Source organism: Marivirga tractuosa DSM 4126 (genome assembly GCF_000183425.1).
GTDB lineage: Bacteria > Bacteroidota > Bacteroidia > Cytophagales > Cyclobacteriaceae > Marivirga > Marivirga tractuosa.
On record NC_014759.1, the window covers coordinates 4,160,327 to 4,174,368 of the forward strand.

General features: G+C 36.1%; 13 protein-coding genes. 2 read left to right on the forward strand and 11 right to left on the reverse strand.

From position 1 onward, the window contains the following. Nucleotides 1–74 precede the first annotated feature (74 nt). Entirely contained in the window at nucleotides 75–3,173 is a 3,099-nt protein-coding gene (locus FTRAC_RS17610; protein WP_013455635.1) for an efflux RND transporter permease subunit, read from the forward strand. A 92-nt stretch (nucleotides 3,174–3,265) separates the two neighbouring features. On the opposite strand, the gene FTRAC_RS17615 is transcribed toward FTRAC_RS17610, so the two are convergent. Further along, a complete protein-coding gene (locus tag FTRAC_RS17615) occupies nucleotides 3,266–4,453 on the reverse strand; it encodes a phosphoglycerate kinase (protein WP_013455636.1) in 1,188 nt (395 codons plus the stop codon). 24 nt (nucleotides 4,454–4,477) lie between these two features. After that, entirely contained in the window at nucleotides 4,478–5,431 is a 954-nt protein-coding gene (locus tag FTRAC_RS17620) for an L-threonylcarbamoyladenylate synthase (protein WP_013455637.1), read from the reverse strand. A 98-nt stretch (nucleotides 5,432–5,529) separates the two neighbouring features. Here FTRAC_RS17620 and FTRAC_RS19855 point away from each other — a divergent pair, with 98 nt between their 5' ends. Next, nucleotides 5,530–5,691: a hypothetical protein gene (locus FTRAC_RS19855; protein ID WP_013455638.1), complete on the forward strand. Its 162-nt coding sequence runs from the start codon at nucleotides 5,530–5,532 to the stop codon at nucleotides 5,689–5,691. Nucleotides 5,692–5,728: 37 nt separating this feature from the next. On the opposite strand, the gene FTRAC_RS17625 is transcribed toward FTRAC_RS19855, so the two are convergent. The 9 genes from FTRAC_RS17625 to FTRAC_RS17665 form a co-directional block, all read right to left on the reverse strand. Further along, a complete protein-coding gene (locus tag FTRAC_RS17625; RefSeq protein WP_013455639.1) occupies nucleotides 5,729–6,439 on the reverse strand; it encodes a tetratricopeptide repeat protein in 711 nt (236 codons plus the stop codon). A 182-nt stretch (nucleotides 6,440–6,621) separates the two neighbouring features. Continuing rightward, nucleotides 6,622–7,677, reverse strand: a complete 1,056-nt coding sequence (locus FTRAC_RS17630) for a saccharopine dehydrogenase family protein (protein WP_013455640.1) — start codon at nucleotides 7,675–7,677, stop codon at nucleotides 6,622–6,624. Beyond that, nucleotides 7,667–8,203 (reverse strand): NUDIX hydrolase, encoded by a 537-nt coding sequence (locus FTRAC_RS17635; RefSeq protein ID WP_041649982.1) that lies wholly within the window; start codon nucleotides 8,201–8,203, stop codon nucleotides 7,667–7,669. The genes FTRAC_RS17630 and FTRAC_RS17635 overlap by 11 nt, the downstream gene beginning before the upstream one ends. 64 nt (nucleotides 8,204–8,267) lie before the next feature. Beyond that, nucleotides 8,268–8,711, reverse strand: a complete 444-nt coding sequence (locus FTRAC_RS17640) for a hypothetical protein (protein ID WP_013455642.1) — start codon at nucleotides 8,709–8,711, stop codon at nucleotides 8,268–8,270. Between the two features lie 100 nt (nucleotides 8,712–8,811). Continuing rightward, nucleotides 8,812–9,426: an ABC transporter ATP-binding protein gene (locus FTRAC_RS17645; protein ID WP_013455643.1), complete on the reverse strand. Its 615-nt coding sequence runs from the start codon at nucleotides 9,424–9,426 to the stop codon at nucleotides 8,812–8,814. Between the two features lie 71 nt (nucleotides 9,427–9,497). Then, nucleotides 9,498–10,277, reverse strand: a complete 780-nt coding sequence (gene lpxA / locus FTRAC_RS17650) for an acyl-ACP--UDP-N-acetylglucosamine O-acyltransferase (RefSeq protein ID WP_013455644.1) — start codon at nucleotides 10,275–10,277, stop codon at nucleotides 9,498–9,500. Between the two features lie 49 nt (nucleotides 10,278–10,326). Further along, nucleotides 10,327–11,721 carry a bifunctional UDP-3-O-[3-hydroxymyristoyl] N-acetylglucosamine deacetylase/3-hydroxyacyl-ACP dehydratase gene (locus FTRAC_RS17655; protein ID WP_013455645.1) on the reverse strand — a complete coding sequence of 465 codons (1,395 nt, stop codon included), beginning with the start codon at nucleotides 11,719–11,721 and terminating at the stop codon, nucleotides 10,327–10,329. Next, entirely contained in the window at nucleotides 11,722–12,771 is a 1,050-nt protein-coding gene (lpxD, locus tag FTRAC_RS17660; RefSeq protein WP_013455646.1) for a UDP-3-O-(3-hydroxymyristoyl)glucosamine N-acyltransferase, read from the reverse strand. A gap of 25 nt (nucleotides 12,772–12,796) precedes the next feature. Continuing rightward, nucleotides 12,797–14,017, reverse strand: a complete 1,221-nt coding sequence (locus FTRAC_RS17665) for an HD domain-containing protein (RefSeq protein WP_013455647.1) — start codon at nucleotides 14,015–14,017, stop codon at nucleotides 12,797–12,799. Between the last annotated feature and the right edge of the window lie 25 nt (nucleotides 14,018–14,042).

A 14,042-nucleotide genomic window follows, 5' to 3' on the forward strand; every position in this document is an offset into this window, starting at 1 on the left:
TTAAATATTTTTGATAAACTTAAACTCTAGTTTACCTCTTTCCAATCCCCCAATAATTCCTATCTTTACCCTCAATGACCCCATTTCGAATTATTATTGCTTTTTTAGTCGTCAGTTTAATGGGTTTGGCCCTTATTCCCAAACTGTCGGTCAACCTGAACCCTACTTATCAGACGCCTGAGATCAGTCTGCATTTTAATGTGCGTAATGCAGATCCTACGCAGGTGGAGAAACTGGCTACAGCACCGCTGGAAAACATTCTTTCCCAATTGAGGGATTTGGATGAACTCAATTCCCAGTCTCGTTATGGAAGCGGAAATATCACACTTCGCTTCTCTAAAAATGCAGATTTAGCCTATAAGCGCTTTGAAGTAGCTACTCTAGTCCGTCAGCTATATCCCGAATTGGATGAAAATGTGAGCTATCCCATTCTGCAAAGCAGTGGAGGAGATGATGAAGAAGGAGAAAATAAAACCATTCTAAGATATACGGTTCGAGGCCCTTTTGCTTCTTACCGAATAAAAGAAATCACGCAGGAGTCCATTGTTAAGCCATTGCAAAATGTTGCAGGAATCGAATCTTTACCCGTTTATGGAGCCAATAGCTTACAAATCAGCATCAATTTCCATTCTGAAAAATTGGAAGCTTATGGACTAAGTCCTGTTGATTTAAGAGCTGCTTTACAGCAAGGTGGTCAGTTACGATATCCCGGCTTGGCACAAAGTGCAAGCAATGAAAAATACGTTTTGGTACTTGATCAGAGGTTTACGGATATTCAACAAATCGTTGAACTGAAAATTACCCAAAAGGAATCAGGTAAAAGTTACAGATTAAAAGATTTAGCCGATATTGATCTGGAAGAACAAGAGCCTAGTAGTTACTATAGAATCAATGGTGAAAATTTTGTGACATTGGTAGTGGAGGCTCGGAAGGGCGTAAACCGAATCAACTTGGCCAGAGAAGTAAAGTCTCGACTAAATGAAATTGAGGATAATCTGGCTCAAGGCGTGGCACTCCGTTTGGTTTATGACGATACTGAATATCTAGAAAAAGAGCTGGATAAACTCTATGAGCGTTCTATTCTTTCCATCAGTATTCTCATACTTTTTATTTTTCTGATCAACCGTAATTGGCGCTATTTATTGGTGCTTTTTGCAGGCATTCTGGTGAATGTTTCCCTGGCCATTATTGGCGTTTGGGCATTGGATACGGAAATTCATCTCTATTCATTGGCGGGTTTGACCATTTCCTTTGGATTGATAGTCGATAATGCGATAGTGATGATCGACCACATCCACAAATACAAAAACCGTCATCTGTTCTTGGCACTTTTGGCCGCTTCTTTAACTACCATAGCTGCTTTATTATTGGTTTTCTTATTGCCCGAAGAACAAAAAATGAATCTGGTGGATTTCTCTAAAGTGGTGGCTTTGTTGTTGGGTGTTTCCTTGTTGGTGGCTTTGTTTTTCACACCATCGCTTTACGCATTGTTATTTACTACTCAAAATCAGAAAAGGAAAGGTAATACGATGAGGCAATTACGCAGGAAAGTGCGTTGGTTCAATCGATATTCTAGTGCCATTCATTGGTCAGCTAAATACCGTAAAGCCTTTTTTACCTTACTTTTATTAGCATTTGGCTTGCCTATTTTTATGCTGCCAGCCAAATGGGAAGACCAAGAATGGTACAATAAAATTATCGGTTCGGATATTTATCAGGATGATATTCGTCCGATTTCCGATAAATGGCTGGGTGGTAGTTTGAGACTTTTTGTGCGCAATGTTTATGAGCGATCGAGCTATAGACAAAATGAAAAGACGAGGTTGTACATCACGGGAAGATTGCCTTATGGTAATACACTGGAGCAGATGAATACCATAATGAGGGATTTTGAAGGTTTTCTGCTTCAGCAAGAAGGTATTGATATTTTCACTACTCAAATTTATTCGGGCCAATACGGTAGCATTGAAATTATTTTTGAGGAGGATTATGAAAAATCAGCTTTTCCTTATCAGCTCAAAGCACGTTTGTCGTCTAGAAGTACCAATTGGAGCGGGGTCAATTGGAGCGTTTACGGAGTAGGTCAGGGTTTTTCTACTGGCTCGAGTGATAGAATTCCATCTTTTAGAGTGGCTTTAAAAGGCTATAATTATTTCGAATTGGAAAATCAGGCCGATAAACTGGCCGAGATGCTATTGGAACATCCACGAATTCAGGAAGTGAACACTAATGAAAGAATGAGCTGGCGTGACCAAAAAAGTAAGGAATATATCATCCGTCCTGACTTGAAGGAATTGGCTTTTCATAATATAAGTCTTTCAGATTTTACTAATGCCATTCGAATGCATGCTCCTGCGAATGGTGCTACAGCATATTTACCAATTAATGGAGAACAGTTTCCTGTGGCTTTGGCATCTGCTAAGGCAGATGATTTTAATAAATTTGCTTTAGAGCAATACAGTCTCGGTTATGAAGGAAAACGGATTCCTACTGGCAACCTGAGCAAATTGCAATTAGAAAGCACTGTAAATGCCATTTATAAAGAAAACAGAAGCTATATAAGGATACTCTCCTTTGAGTATTATGGTTCTTCCCGCTTCGGAAGTAAATATTTGGAAGAGGTCTTAACGACTTATGATCAAATTAAACCTTTAGGTTACCGTGCAGAAAGACAATCTTTCAATTGGGGCTCTAACACTGCCAAGAAACAATACTCACTTTTGCTTTTACTGATAGTGGCCATTTTCTTTATTTGTAGTATTTTGTTCGAGAGCTTTAAATTACCATTCTATATTTTATTACTGATTCCGCTATCATTCATTGGCTTATTCCTCACTTTTGGATGGTTTGAATTTTATTTCGATCAAGGGGGCTACGCTGCTTTCGTGATGTTGGGTGGGTTAACCGTAAATGCGGGTATTTATATTCTATATGATTTTAAAAATAGAAAGATTCAGAATAGCAGAAGTTTCCTGAAATCGGTAAGTACTAAAGCCGCACCAGTTTTACTCACTATATTCTCCACTTGTTTTGGTTTAATCCCATTCGTCATGAGTGGACAAAATGAAGTTTTCTGGTTCTCTCTGGCCGTAGGCACCATAGGTGGATTGATATTCTCGATGATAGGAGTCTTTTTCTTTTTCCCACTTCTGGCGGTTGGCAAGGGTAAATAAGAAAATAAGAGCTACGCCAGAAGGTAAATTAAGAAAGAAGTCAGTGAAAATTCCGCTAGCAGGGCTAGCGGAAAATTACTAGCTTTTTGTAATTAAGCTTTCAATGCAGCTACACCTGGCAATTCTTTACCTTCCATATATTCAAGTAAAGCACCACCGCCAGTTGATACATAACTTACTTTATCTCCATAGCCTAAACTATTAACCGCAGCCGCTGAATCACCGCCACCAATTAATGAGAAAGCTCCATTTTCTGTGGCTTTCACAACAGATTCTGCTATGGATTTTGTGCCTTTTGCAAAATTCTCCATTTCGAAAACTCCCATTGGCCCGTTCCATAGTATCGTTTTGGATTCTTCTACTGTTTTTTGAAAAATAGCAGTTGCTTCTGGTCCAATGTCTAAGCCCATCCAACCATCTTCTATGGCGTGATTTTGAGCAATTTTTGTGTTGGCATCATTGGCAAAATTGTCAGCTACTATTGAATCAATTGGTAGTTTTAATTCCACTCCTTGTTCTTTGGCTTTTTGAATTAACTCCTTTGCTAGATCTAGTTTGTCCTCTTCCACTAACGAACTCCCGATTTTTCCACCCATAGCTTTAAAGAATGTATAGGACATTCCACCTCCAATGATGAGGTTATCGACTTTAGCTAATAATTTCTCAATGATTAATATTTTATCAGAGATTTTAGCCCCTCCCATAATGGCCGTGTAGGGCTTGTCTGCTTTTTCCAATACCTTATCAGCATTTTCGATCTCTGCAGCCATCACGAAGCCTGCCATTTTATCTTCAAAGAACTTAGCGACCACTGTGGTAGACGCATGCGCTCGGTGAGCCGTTCCAAATGCATCATTGACATATACATCTCCTAATTTTGAAAGTGCTTCAGCAAATACCTCATCGCCTTTGGTTTCGCCATCATGAAAACGAACATTCTCCAGTAACAAAACTTCTCCATTTTTTAAGTTTTGAGCTGCAGATTCTGCTTTCTCACCAATAGTTTTTTCACTAAAATGGACTTTCGTGCCATATGCCTCTTCTAAATCACCTACTATATGTTGTAAGGAGAATTTATTTTCAGGTCCGTTTTTAGGTCTACCTAAGTGTGACATTAACACAGCTTTCCCTCCATCGTCCAATATTTTTTTGATAGTTGGGATTGTGGCCTTAATTCTTGTATCATCGGTTACCTGAAAATCTTTATTTAAAGGGACATTTAAATCGACTCTGATTAATGCGGTTTTGTTTTCGAATGAATAATCTTTTACGGTTTTCATTGAGTTATAATTATGGTTTAATATTTATTCTTTTACTGCTGCACGTTGCAGCCTGTCATTAATGGCTTTACCTAAACCTTCTGAAGGTACCTTTTCGGTAATAATCAAATCTACATTACTCTCATCTAATTTACGAAGATGGGAGAATAAGTTTTTTGCGGCCTCATGCATATCTTTTGATTTTGATAGCATTAATGATGTTTCAACATCTTTATAGTATTTTGAAAAAGACAAAACTCCCAGTTTTAGGTTGGAGTTTTGTTCAATTAATTCTTCAATGTTTCCCAAAATAATATTTTTACTTGGGGCGTAATGACTTTTCAACATACCTGGGGCATCCGGTTTTGAGCTAGAATGGGGGAGTATTCTAACTTTCCCAATCAGGCTTTCTATTTGATCCACGTCCAATCCCCCTAATCGATAAATTACCGTTTCGCCATTTTCAAATCCAACAATTGTAGATTCAATCCCTACTTCGCTTATTTTCCCTTCCAAAATAAAAGGTATTTTATCACCCAATTGCTGTTGGACGTGCTGGGAATTTGTAGGACTGATATATCCAAACGGATTTGCACTAGGAGCTGCCAGAGGATAATCCAATATTTTTAGCAGGCTTAATGCGTTTGGGTGCTTGGGAATGCGGAATGCTACCCTATTTAGTCCTGAGCAAGTCAAATCCGGAATTTTCTCGTTGCGCTCCAAAAGAATAGTTAAGGGGCCTGGCCAGAATGCTTTAGCTAAGATTTTTGCCGTTTCAGGTATTTCTTTAACATACTCACTTATTGCATTTAAACTGTATGAATGTAGAATTAAAGGATCGAAATGAGGTCTGTTTTTTACTTCAAAAATCTTACTTACCACATTAGCTTTTAAGCCATTTCCTGCTAACCCATACACTGTTTCTGTTGGTAGTCCGATTAGCTGGTCAGCATCGAGTAACTCTTTTGCTTGATTAATATCGCTATTGATTTCTGCCATAGTTCAAGGGGCGAATTTAAGTTAATTTTTTATGAAGTGCAGATTTGTAATTTGAGAATGATATATTTATACTTGAAATCACCAAAACAGTTGACATTATGAGCAGAAAATCAAGAAATTTAATTAAGCTGGTTGCTATTGTAATAATACTAGTGCTAGTTTTTATGGAATTAGGAATTATTGCGATCCCAGCCTTAGCTACTTATAAATTTTGGTTAAGTGTTATAGCTTTTGCAATGGTATTATTAGCCTCCAGGTAAAAAAAGTAGAAGGGAGTGACTTGTGACTCCCTTTTTTTTATTCGCAGAATTTTTCCAGGGCTTCAATTGCATCCTGAAAGCCCCTGTTTTTGGCTTTTATTAAATCATCACAGCCCTCGCTTTTCTGGTCAGTATTGATTTTGATGAATCCACTCCAGTAATAGCTTTCTCCATTTTCAGGATTTATTTTTAAGCTTAAATCTAGTAAACTGTCTGCTTTGTTGAATGAACCAAACTGCAACAATGTTTTCGCACTATTAAGGTATGGTATATAATTATTCGGTGAGAGCTTAATAGCAAATCTATTGTCTTCCAAAGCCGCATCATATTGCTTTAATTCAAATAAGGCAGTGGCTCTATTTATATATAAATCTGCATTATTAGGACGTAAATCTATAGCTCTATTGTAATCTAATAATGCTTTTTCGTAATTTTTCGTCTCTAAATGCACATTTCCCCTATTATAATACGGCTTGTAGTTTGACGAGTCGATTTTTATAGATTTTGTAAAATCCTCTTTTGACTTCGAATAATCTAATAGCTGGAGATGTGCAACTCCTCTCATGTTAAAAGCATCGGAATTAGTATTATTCTTAGAAATCACCTTGTTTAGGTAATTTATAGCCTCTTTATAATTTTCAGATCCCATATTTTTCCTGCTTTCTTGCATCAATTCTTCCTCTGAAGGGCTACATGCAAATAATATGGTGGAAGTAATTAGTAAAATAATAGTGTTAACCTTGAACATATGTTTAAACAATTAATGTTGTAATATATAAAAAACCTTACATGAATGACTTAAATAGTATTTGTGCTATTTCTGTTTAAAAAAAGCGTTTTACATTTGTATTAAGCTTTACGATTCATTTATTCAAATGGGCGTAATTTTAAGGTTGATAGTTTACCCCGGTTTGGTTCACCGGGGTTTTTTTATGCCCTTTCAATTCTTTCTACTTTTTCAAATTCCAAAATAAAATCTACCCCAAAAGCTTGAGATGGGGTTAAATAGCCATTTAAATTAGCGTTTTCTAGTTTTAAGGCAGAATTTATAGCTGTTTTAGCTGTAAGAAAATAGGCCTCTGGGGTAATTAATTCTGCTGAAAAGCTATTTCCAGCGTCATCCATTATTTTCCCTAGCACATAAGTTTTTCCAGATTGTAGGTTTTCCTCATTTGGTCCTGTAACTGAGTTCTCAATTTTATTTCTGACTAATTTCTGAATCCAACCTATTCCTAATAGAAATTTTAAGCCTCTATACTTTTTTATTTTTTTTATCATTTTGAGGCTTGCTCCACTGAATACTTTTATATTAGGGATTTGTGTTTGATGATAACTAGTCATTAAATCTCCCCAAGGAATGGTCATGCACCATTGATTTCTATGGGAAAATTTGAATTCTTTGACTTCATACGCTAATGGAACATTTTTAAGTTCTCCATTTTCCCTAATGAATCCACCTTTCGAAATGTTTTTGGCCATAGTAACTGCTGTGCCACGGGACATTCCTGTTTTGGAGCCCACAAAAGCTAATTCCAATGAATTTCCAGAAGGTAGTTTTTCCTTTAGATATCCAGCTAAACAATCTGTTGGTACTACATCAAATCCAACTCCAGGCATAAGAACTATCCCAGATGCTTTGGCTTGTTCATGATACTTCATGATATCTTCAAACACCCATATTTCACCCGTAATATCAAGGTAATGGGTCTTTGATTTCAGGCAAGCCTCTACCATAGGTATAGCCGTTTCAGAAAAGGGACCTGCACAATGAATTACAGTATCGAAGTCTGTTAGGAGCTGCTCTAATTTATTGGTTTCGGCTAATTCAATAATATGGAATGGGTAATCAGTTTCCTTAGCTAAAGCCTTGATTGCTTCTTCGTTTCTCCCTGCTATTTCTACTTTAACTCCTTTTGCCTTCGCTTCTTGAGTTATTAATTTACCCGTATAGCCGTTAGCGCCATATATCAGAATTTTATTTGCCATTTAAAATAGTTTTTGATTTCTCTACCATTCTTAATAGTGATGGTTCCTTTGTAAGTTGTTCAACCTGATTAATATTTACCCATTGAAAGTCATTACTTTCATGATTTATTTGAGTGTCATTTTTGTCACTGCAAAAATAAGCAAACCTCACGTCATAATGGTAATGTTGGGGGACTCCTTTATTTTCTGGAATAATATGGATGTCAATGTCAAATGGCATATCCGAAACTAATAGCAAATTGCTAAGTCCAGTTTCTTCATTTGCTTCTTTTCTCGCAACTTTTTCTAGATCCGTTTCACCATCAGCATGACCACCCGGTTGGAGCCATTTGTTCAATTTCTTATGATGAATTAGAAGGACTTCGTTAGTATGTGGATTTGTTATCCAAGCCGATGCAGTAAAATGAGCTTCCAAATTTTCCCTGCTGAAAGCCTCTGCACCCTTTGTGCGGTAAAGATGCAGCATTTTGTTTTTGTGTATTTCTTCTTCTTCAAATACAGGGCCGTATTGTTGTAATGCTTTCATTTTGAAAGGAAAAGATAAAAAAAAAGCCGTCAAAGGACGGCTTTAAATGTAGTATAAATTTTGTTTATTCAACGAATTCTAAAGTTAAAGTAATGTTGGTTGGATCATCAGTACCTTTTGGAAAAGGAGCTTCATAAGATAATGTTAAATTACCATTGTCTTTATTCAAAGAGGCAATCGTTAAATCTCCACCAGGACTTAATGAAACTACATCTAAATTATCATTTAAAGAAAATGTTCCATCACCACTTAAAGTTTCGTTATGATTTAAATTTGCATCAGCAAATGCTTGTAAACCAGTAACTGCGTAGGTAGTGTTTTCAACTGTAAATGTTATTGAAACTCCGGATAATGCTTCATCTAAAACATTTGCTCCTACAATATTCCAAGTTCCTTTTAATTCTTCAATTTTTTTCTCTTCTGCAGTTGGTTCGTCTTTTTTACATGAGCTAAGTATTACAACAAATGACAATGCTAAGAAGCTCAATAGTTTAATGTTCCTTTTCATAATGATAGATTAATTGTTTGTATTCTAAAGTCTAAAAGTCTGAATTATTGTTCATAATCCAATAAAATATTTAATTTTTTTACAAAACGTGTTCTTTGTATTATCCCTCAATATTAATGATTTTTTTTGCAAAATCATTGTATTCGTCAGGGTTATTTGATGCAATAAGGGTTATTCTTTCATTAGAGGTTCTGTTAATTAGGTCTTTATACCATTCGATCCCCATCGAGTCTAAGTGAGATGTAGGCTCATCTAAAAGTAAAACTTTTGCATTGAAACTGCAACATAAAATTAATTTCAACCTTTGTTGCATCCCAGATGAAAACTCAGCTATAGGTTTATTAAGGCTCTGAATTAGGTTTGCCTTTTTTATCTCCTCCATTATATCGGTATTCATTAGGGTAGTTTTAAATTTTGAATGAAAATCTAAATGCTCTTTTAAAGTGAATTCTTCTATGAGATTTAGATAGGGGGCGGTAATTCCTAAAATTTGGTAAATGCTCTCTTTATCAATTAACTTACCCTTTTCAACATATTTCACAATCCCTTTGCTTGGGGCTATTACTCCAGCAATAATCTTAATTAAGGTTGACTTTCCACTTCCATTTTCACCAGTAATAGCATAAGTATTATTGATTTCGAATGTATGATTCAAATTTTCAAATAACTTATTCTTCGGATATTTTTTGGAAAGTCCTTCTAGAATTAATTGCATAGGATACTGATTTATGATTCTTTAAGTAAAATTTAACCTTAAAAAGTCAGCTTGGCTACTTTAAGAATCGTTTAATTTCCGTATCCTTTCATAATACCTCTTTCAGATTTTCTAACGAATGCAGTTATATTATCTCTTTCTTCGCTGCTTCTGATTAAGGTTTCAATATTCTCCAGCGCTTCAGCATTATTTTTGCCACTCAAATATAAACTCCTATATATCTCTTGAATATCGTTTATTCTTTCATTGCTAAAACCTCTTCTTCTTAAGCCCACGGAATTTATACCGCAGTAAGTAAGTGGTTCTCGAGCTGCTTTAACGTAAGGCGGAACATCTTTTCTGACCAAAGATCCGCCAGATATCATCACATGACTTCCTATCTTAACAAATTGATGAATAGCAGTGGCACCACCAATAATAGCCCAATCGTCTATAGAAACATGGCCGCCAACTTGAACGGAATTTACTAGGATACAATTATCGCCTATTACGCAATCATGTGCGATATGCACATAGGCCATGATTAAAGTATTAGCACCAATTTTAGTTACTTTTCGGTCATTGGTTCCTCGGCTGATGTTTACGTATTCTCTAATGACAGAATTGTCGCCAATTTCAGTAGTGGTGATTTCTCCACTAAATTTTAAATCTTGCGGAACCGCTGAAATGGTAGCACCTGAATAGATTTTACAGTTTTTCCCTATTCTAGCTCCAGAATTTATTGTGACATTAGGTCCGATCCATGTGCCTTCTCCAATTTCAACATCTTTATCAATGAAGGTGAAAGGCTCGATTACGACATCCTTTCCTATTTTAGCGTCAGGATGAATATAGTTTAATGACTTGTCCATGTAAATTTATTTTTAAGCATACTATGCTTTTTTCAACCTCAGATGAGGTTTATTCTTCATCTTTTTTAACAATTCTTGCAGTTAGCGTGGCTTCACTAACAACACTATTTCCTACATACGCATATCCTTGCATTTTGGCAATACCTCTTTTTATAGGAGCTAAAAGTTCGCACTTTAGGATAATCGTATCACCGGGCCTCACCATTTTCCTGAACCTGCAATTATCGATTCCAAGAAAATAGGTCCAATATTCTGATGGATCATCAACGGAGCTCAATACCAGTATTCCGCCAGTTTGAGCCATTGCCTCAATTTGTAAAACACCAGGCATTACAGGATTTCCAGGGAAATGACCTTGAAAGAAATTCTCATTAATTGTGATGTTTTTTAAGCCAATTACCGTTTTGTGATCTTGGTGGATAATTTTATCCACTAACTGAAAAGGATATCTATGGCGCAGCATTGCAGAAATCCCGTCAATGTCCATTACTGGCTCGGCATTAGGATCGTATTTCGGAGCAGATTTTTCTGCTTTCTTGATATATTTTTTAATTTTCTGTGCGAAAGCCACATTAGTCGAGTGACCTGGACGAGCAGCTAAAATTTGACCTTTAATTGGTCTGCCTACCAAAGCCAAATCACCTACTACATCCAATAATTTGTGTCGGGCAGGTTCGTTTTTAAATCTCAATTCAATATTGTCGAGAATTCCTTCTTCTTTAACTTCAATATGTGGTTTGTTGAAAATTTTAGCCAGTTCCTTCAATTCATCATCAGAAACCAATTTATCAACAACAACAATGGCATTATTTAGATCGCCTCCTTTGATTAAGTTGTTATTATATAATTGCTGTAGTTCATGAAGAAAAACAAATGTTCTGCAAGTAGATATTTCTTGCTTGAAATCTGCAATATTATTTAATGAAGCATGCTGGCTCCCTAGTACTTTAGAGTTATAATCGATCATGACCGTAACCCTGTAGTCATCCACTGGCAGTAATGCCATTTCTACATTCTTTTTTTCATCTGTAAGAAAAATACCTTCAGGAATCTCAAAAAAGTTTCTTAGTGCATTTTGTTCTTCTAATCCTACTGATTCGAGTGCTTCATAAAAAAGCTTGGCACTTCCGTCCATGATCGGAGTTTCAGGACCATCGACTTCAATCAAAACATTGTCAATTTGAAGCCCCACCAAAGCAGATAAAACATGCTCTACGGTTGATACTCTAGCCTCTCCTTTAGCAATAGTAGTTCCTCTTGAAGTGTCAACTACCAAGTCAGCATCGGCCTCAATAATTGGTTTTTCAGGAAGATCTACTCTTTGAAACTTAATACCACTATCGATTTCGTCAGGTTTGAAAGTTAAAGTTACTTGATGACCGGTGTGAAGTCCTACTCCAGAAACACTTACCGCTTTCTTAATAGTGTGCTGCTTATTATACATTTAGTTCTTTTTTTCAGACGGCAAATTTAAAACTATTTTTTCCAATTGCTGAACTTGTTGGTGTAATTCCGGTAACCTTTTAAATAAAGTACTTGCCTTAAGGAATTGCTTATGATCAAAACCAACCATTCCAGATAGAATTGTACCGCTTTGTTTTACTGACTTAGAGACACCGGCCTTTGCACTAACTGTAGTGCGATCAGCAATTTCAATGTGTCCTACTATTCCAACTTGGCCCGCTATTACGCAGTTCTTACCCAATTTTGCGCTTCCTGATATCCCTGCTTGTGAAGCAACTACAGTGTTTTCGCCCACTTCTACATTATGAGCAATTTGAACTAGGTTATCAATTTTCGCTCCTTTTCGGATGATCGTAGATCCTAAAGTTGCGCAATCAATCGTTGTATTGGCACCAATGCTGACATTATCTTCCAAGATTACATTTCCTAATTGGGGAATGGTTTTGTAAGTCCCATCTGCTTGAGGAGCAAAACCGAAACCATCACTTCCGATTACTGCACCTGCTTGTATGTTACAATTCATGCCAATTTTAGTATCAGCATAAATTTTTACGCCCTGATAAATGATGGTATTGTCACCAATCATAACATTATCTCCTATGTGTGCCTGCGGGTATATTTTAACATTATTCCCAATCTTTACATTATCGCCTATATAGGAAAAAGCTCCTCTGTAAATATTTTCACCAACAGAACTTCCTTGCCCCATAAAAGCTGGAGTTTCCACACCTGATTTTGCGTAGGACATGATCTTATTGTATTCTTCCAATAACCTAGTAAAGGCAGAATAAGGGTCCTCAACTTTTATTAAAGCGGGTTTGATAGGGGTCTTTGGTGAAAAATTATTTTTTACAATAATGGCAGCTGCATCTGATTTATATATGTAGTTCTCATATTTGTCATTTGACAGAAAGCTAATGGTTTTGGCTTTGCCTTCTTCTATTTTTCCCAGATTATCAACTGTTCTTTCACCATCACCTTCAACAGTTCCACCGATTATTCCGGCTATTTGATTTACGCTAAACTCCATTTACATTGATTATGGTTGCTATAATTTACAAAGATACGTTTTTAGGTAGGCATAGGTAATATTTTTTGACAATTTTACTCATAGCTTTGATGTTTGGTAAATCGGCTGCTTGAGCAATATCCATTAAATGTCCTTTTTTGGTAATAATTTTAATGCTTTTCCCTCCTTCAACATAGGCTGAATTTGTAACCTCACCGTGAGAAAGGAAAAAGGCGGATTCCTTATTTAGAAGATTGAATTCTTGTGCGATTTTTCCCTTTAACTTGTTGATATCTGCTTTTTTAAGTGGTTCATTACCTAATTTAATTTTGAATAGATCTCGCTGCAGTATCCTTTGACTTAAATTTTTAAGCACTTTATCTTTATTGCTTTCCCAAACTTTGATGGCATGCCAAATGTCAGAATCATCCAATTTAGAAAATTGATGAACAATTTCAGGATTTTCTTGAAATTCCTCTAATGTGAAATTATTTTCTAGAAAATACTTTAGAGCTGGCGAGATGTGGTCAAGGCTATGGACTTCTTTTGCTCTACTCATTAAATGGACTAACATTCTTTCAGCACTTAAAGCAGTTTTGTGTAAGTAAACTTGCCAATACATTAATCTTCGTGCATTCAAGAAATTTTCAATACTGTAGATGGCCTTTTCTTCTACTACAATTTCATCTTCAATTACATCCAAATGACTTATGATTCTGTCCACACTGATGTTGCCTTCTGAAACGCCCGTATAGAATGAATCCCTATTGAGGTAATCCAATCTATCAACATCCAATTGACTAGAAATGAGTTGATGGAAAAACTTTCTTTTGTAGGAATTTTTGAACATTGCAATAGCAGTGTCCAATTGCCCTGAAAATTCTTTATTCAGCATTTTCATGAATTGTAAAGAAATGTTTTCGTGCGTTATTCCTTTAATTAAACTGTACTCTAAAGCATGTGAAAAAGGACCATGTCCTATGTCATGAAGTAAAATAGCAATTTGAGCAGATTCATATTCGATTTCGTTAATACTGACTCCTTTTTCCTTCAAATGATCCAAAGCCATACCCATTAAATGAGTTGCGCCCAATGCATGATGAAAACGAGTATGGGTGGCACCAGGGTAAACCAATTCACTCAAACCCAATTGCCGTATCCTGCGTAAGCGTTGGAAATAAGGGTGGTTAAAAATACTGAAAAGTAATTCACTTTTAATTGTAATGAATCCGTAAATAGGATCGTTTACCTTTTTTAACTTTTTCAAATCAACTAATTTTAAAGGCTCAAAT

Bases quoted from the DNA above. Each gene is read 5' to 3' on its own strand.
- FTRAC_RS17645 (WP_013455643.1), bottom strand. From the start codon at position 9,426: ATGCAATTAATTCTAGAAGGACTTTCCAAAAAATATCCGAAGAATAAG.
- lpxA (WP_013455644.1), bottom strand. From the start codon at position 10,277: ATGGACAAGTCATTAAACTATATTCATCCTGACGCTAAAATAGGAAAG.
- FTRAC_RS17620 (WP_013455637.1), bottom strand. From the start codon at position 5,431: ATGGCAGAAATCAATAGCGATATTAATCAAGCAAAAGAGTTACTCGAT.
- lpxD (WP_013455646.1), bottom strand. From the start codon at position 12,771: ATGGAGTTTAGCGTAAATCAAATAGCCGGAATAATCGGTGGAACTGTT.
- FTRAC_RS17655 (WP_013455645.1), bottom strand. From the start codon at position 11,721: ATGTATAATAAGCAGCACACTATTAAGAAAGCGGTAAGTGTTTCTGGA.
- FTRAC_RS17640 (WP_013455642.1), bottom strand. From the start codon at position 8,711: ATGAAAAGGAACATTAAACTATTGAGCTTCTTAGCATTGTCATTTGTT.
- FTRAC_RS17625 (WP_013455639.1), bottom strand. From the start codon at position 6,439: ATGTTCAAGGTTAACACTATTATTTTACTAATTACTTCCACCATATTA.
- FTRAC_RS17635 (WP_041649982.1), bottom strand. From the start codon at position 8,203: ATGAAAGCATTACAACAATACGGCCCTGTATTTGAAGAAGAAGAAATA.
- FTRAC_RS17630 (WP_013455640.1), bottom strand. From the start codon at position 7,677: ATGGCAAATAAAATTCTGATATATGGCGCTAACGGCTATACGGGTAAA.
- FTRAC_RS19855 (WP_013455638.1), top strand. From the start codon at position 5,530: ATGAGCAGAAAATCAAGAAATTTAATTAAGCTGGTTGCTATTGTAATA.
- FTRAC_RS17610 (WP_013455635.1), top strand. From the start codon at position 75: ATGACCCCATTTCGAATTATTATTGCTTTTTTAGTCGTCAGTTTAATG.
- FTRAC_RS17615 (WP_013455636.1), bottom strand. From the start codon at position 4,453: ATGAAAACCGTAAAAGATTATTCATTCGAAAACAAAACCGCATTAATC.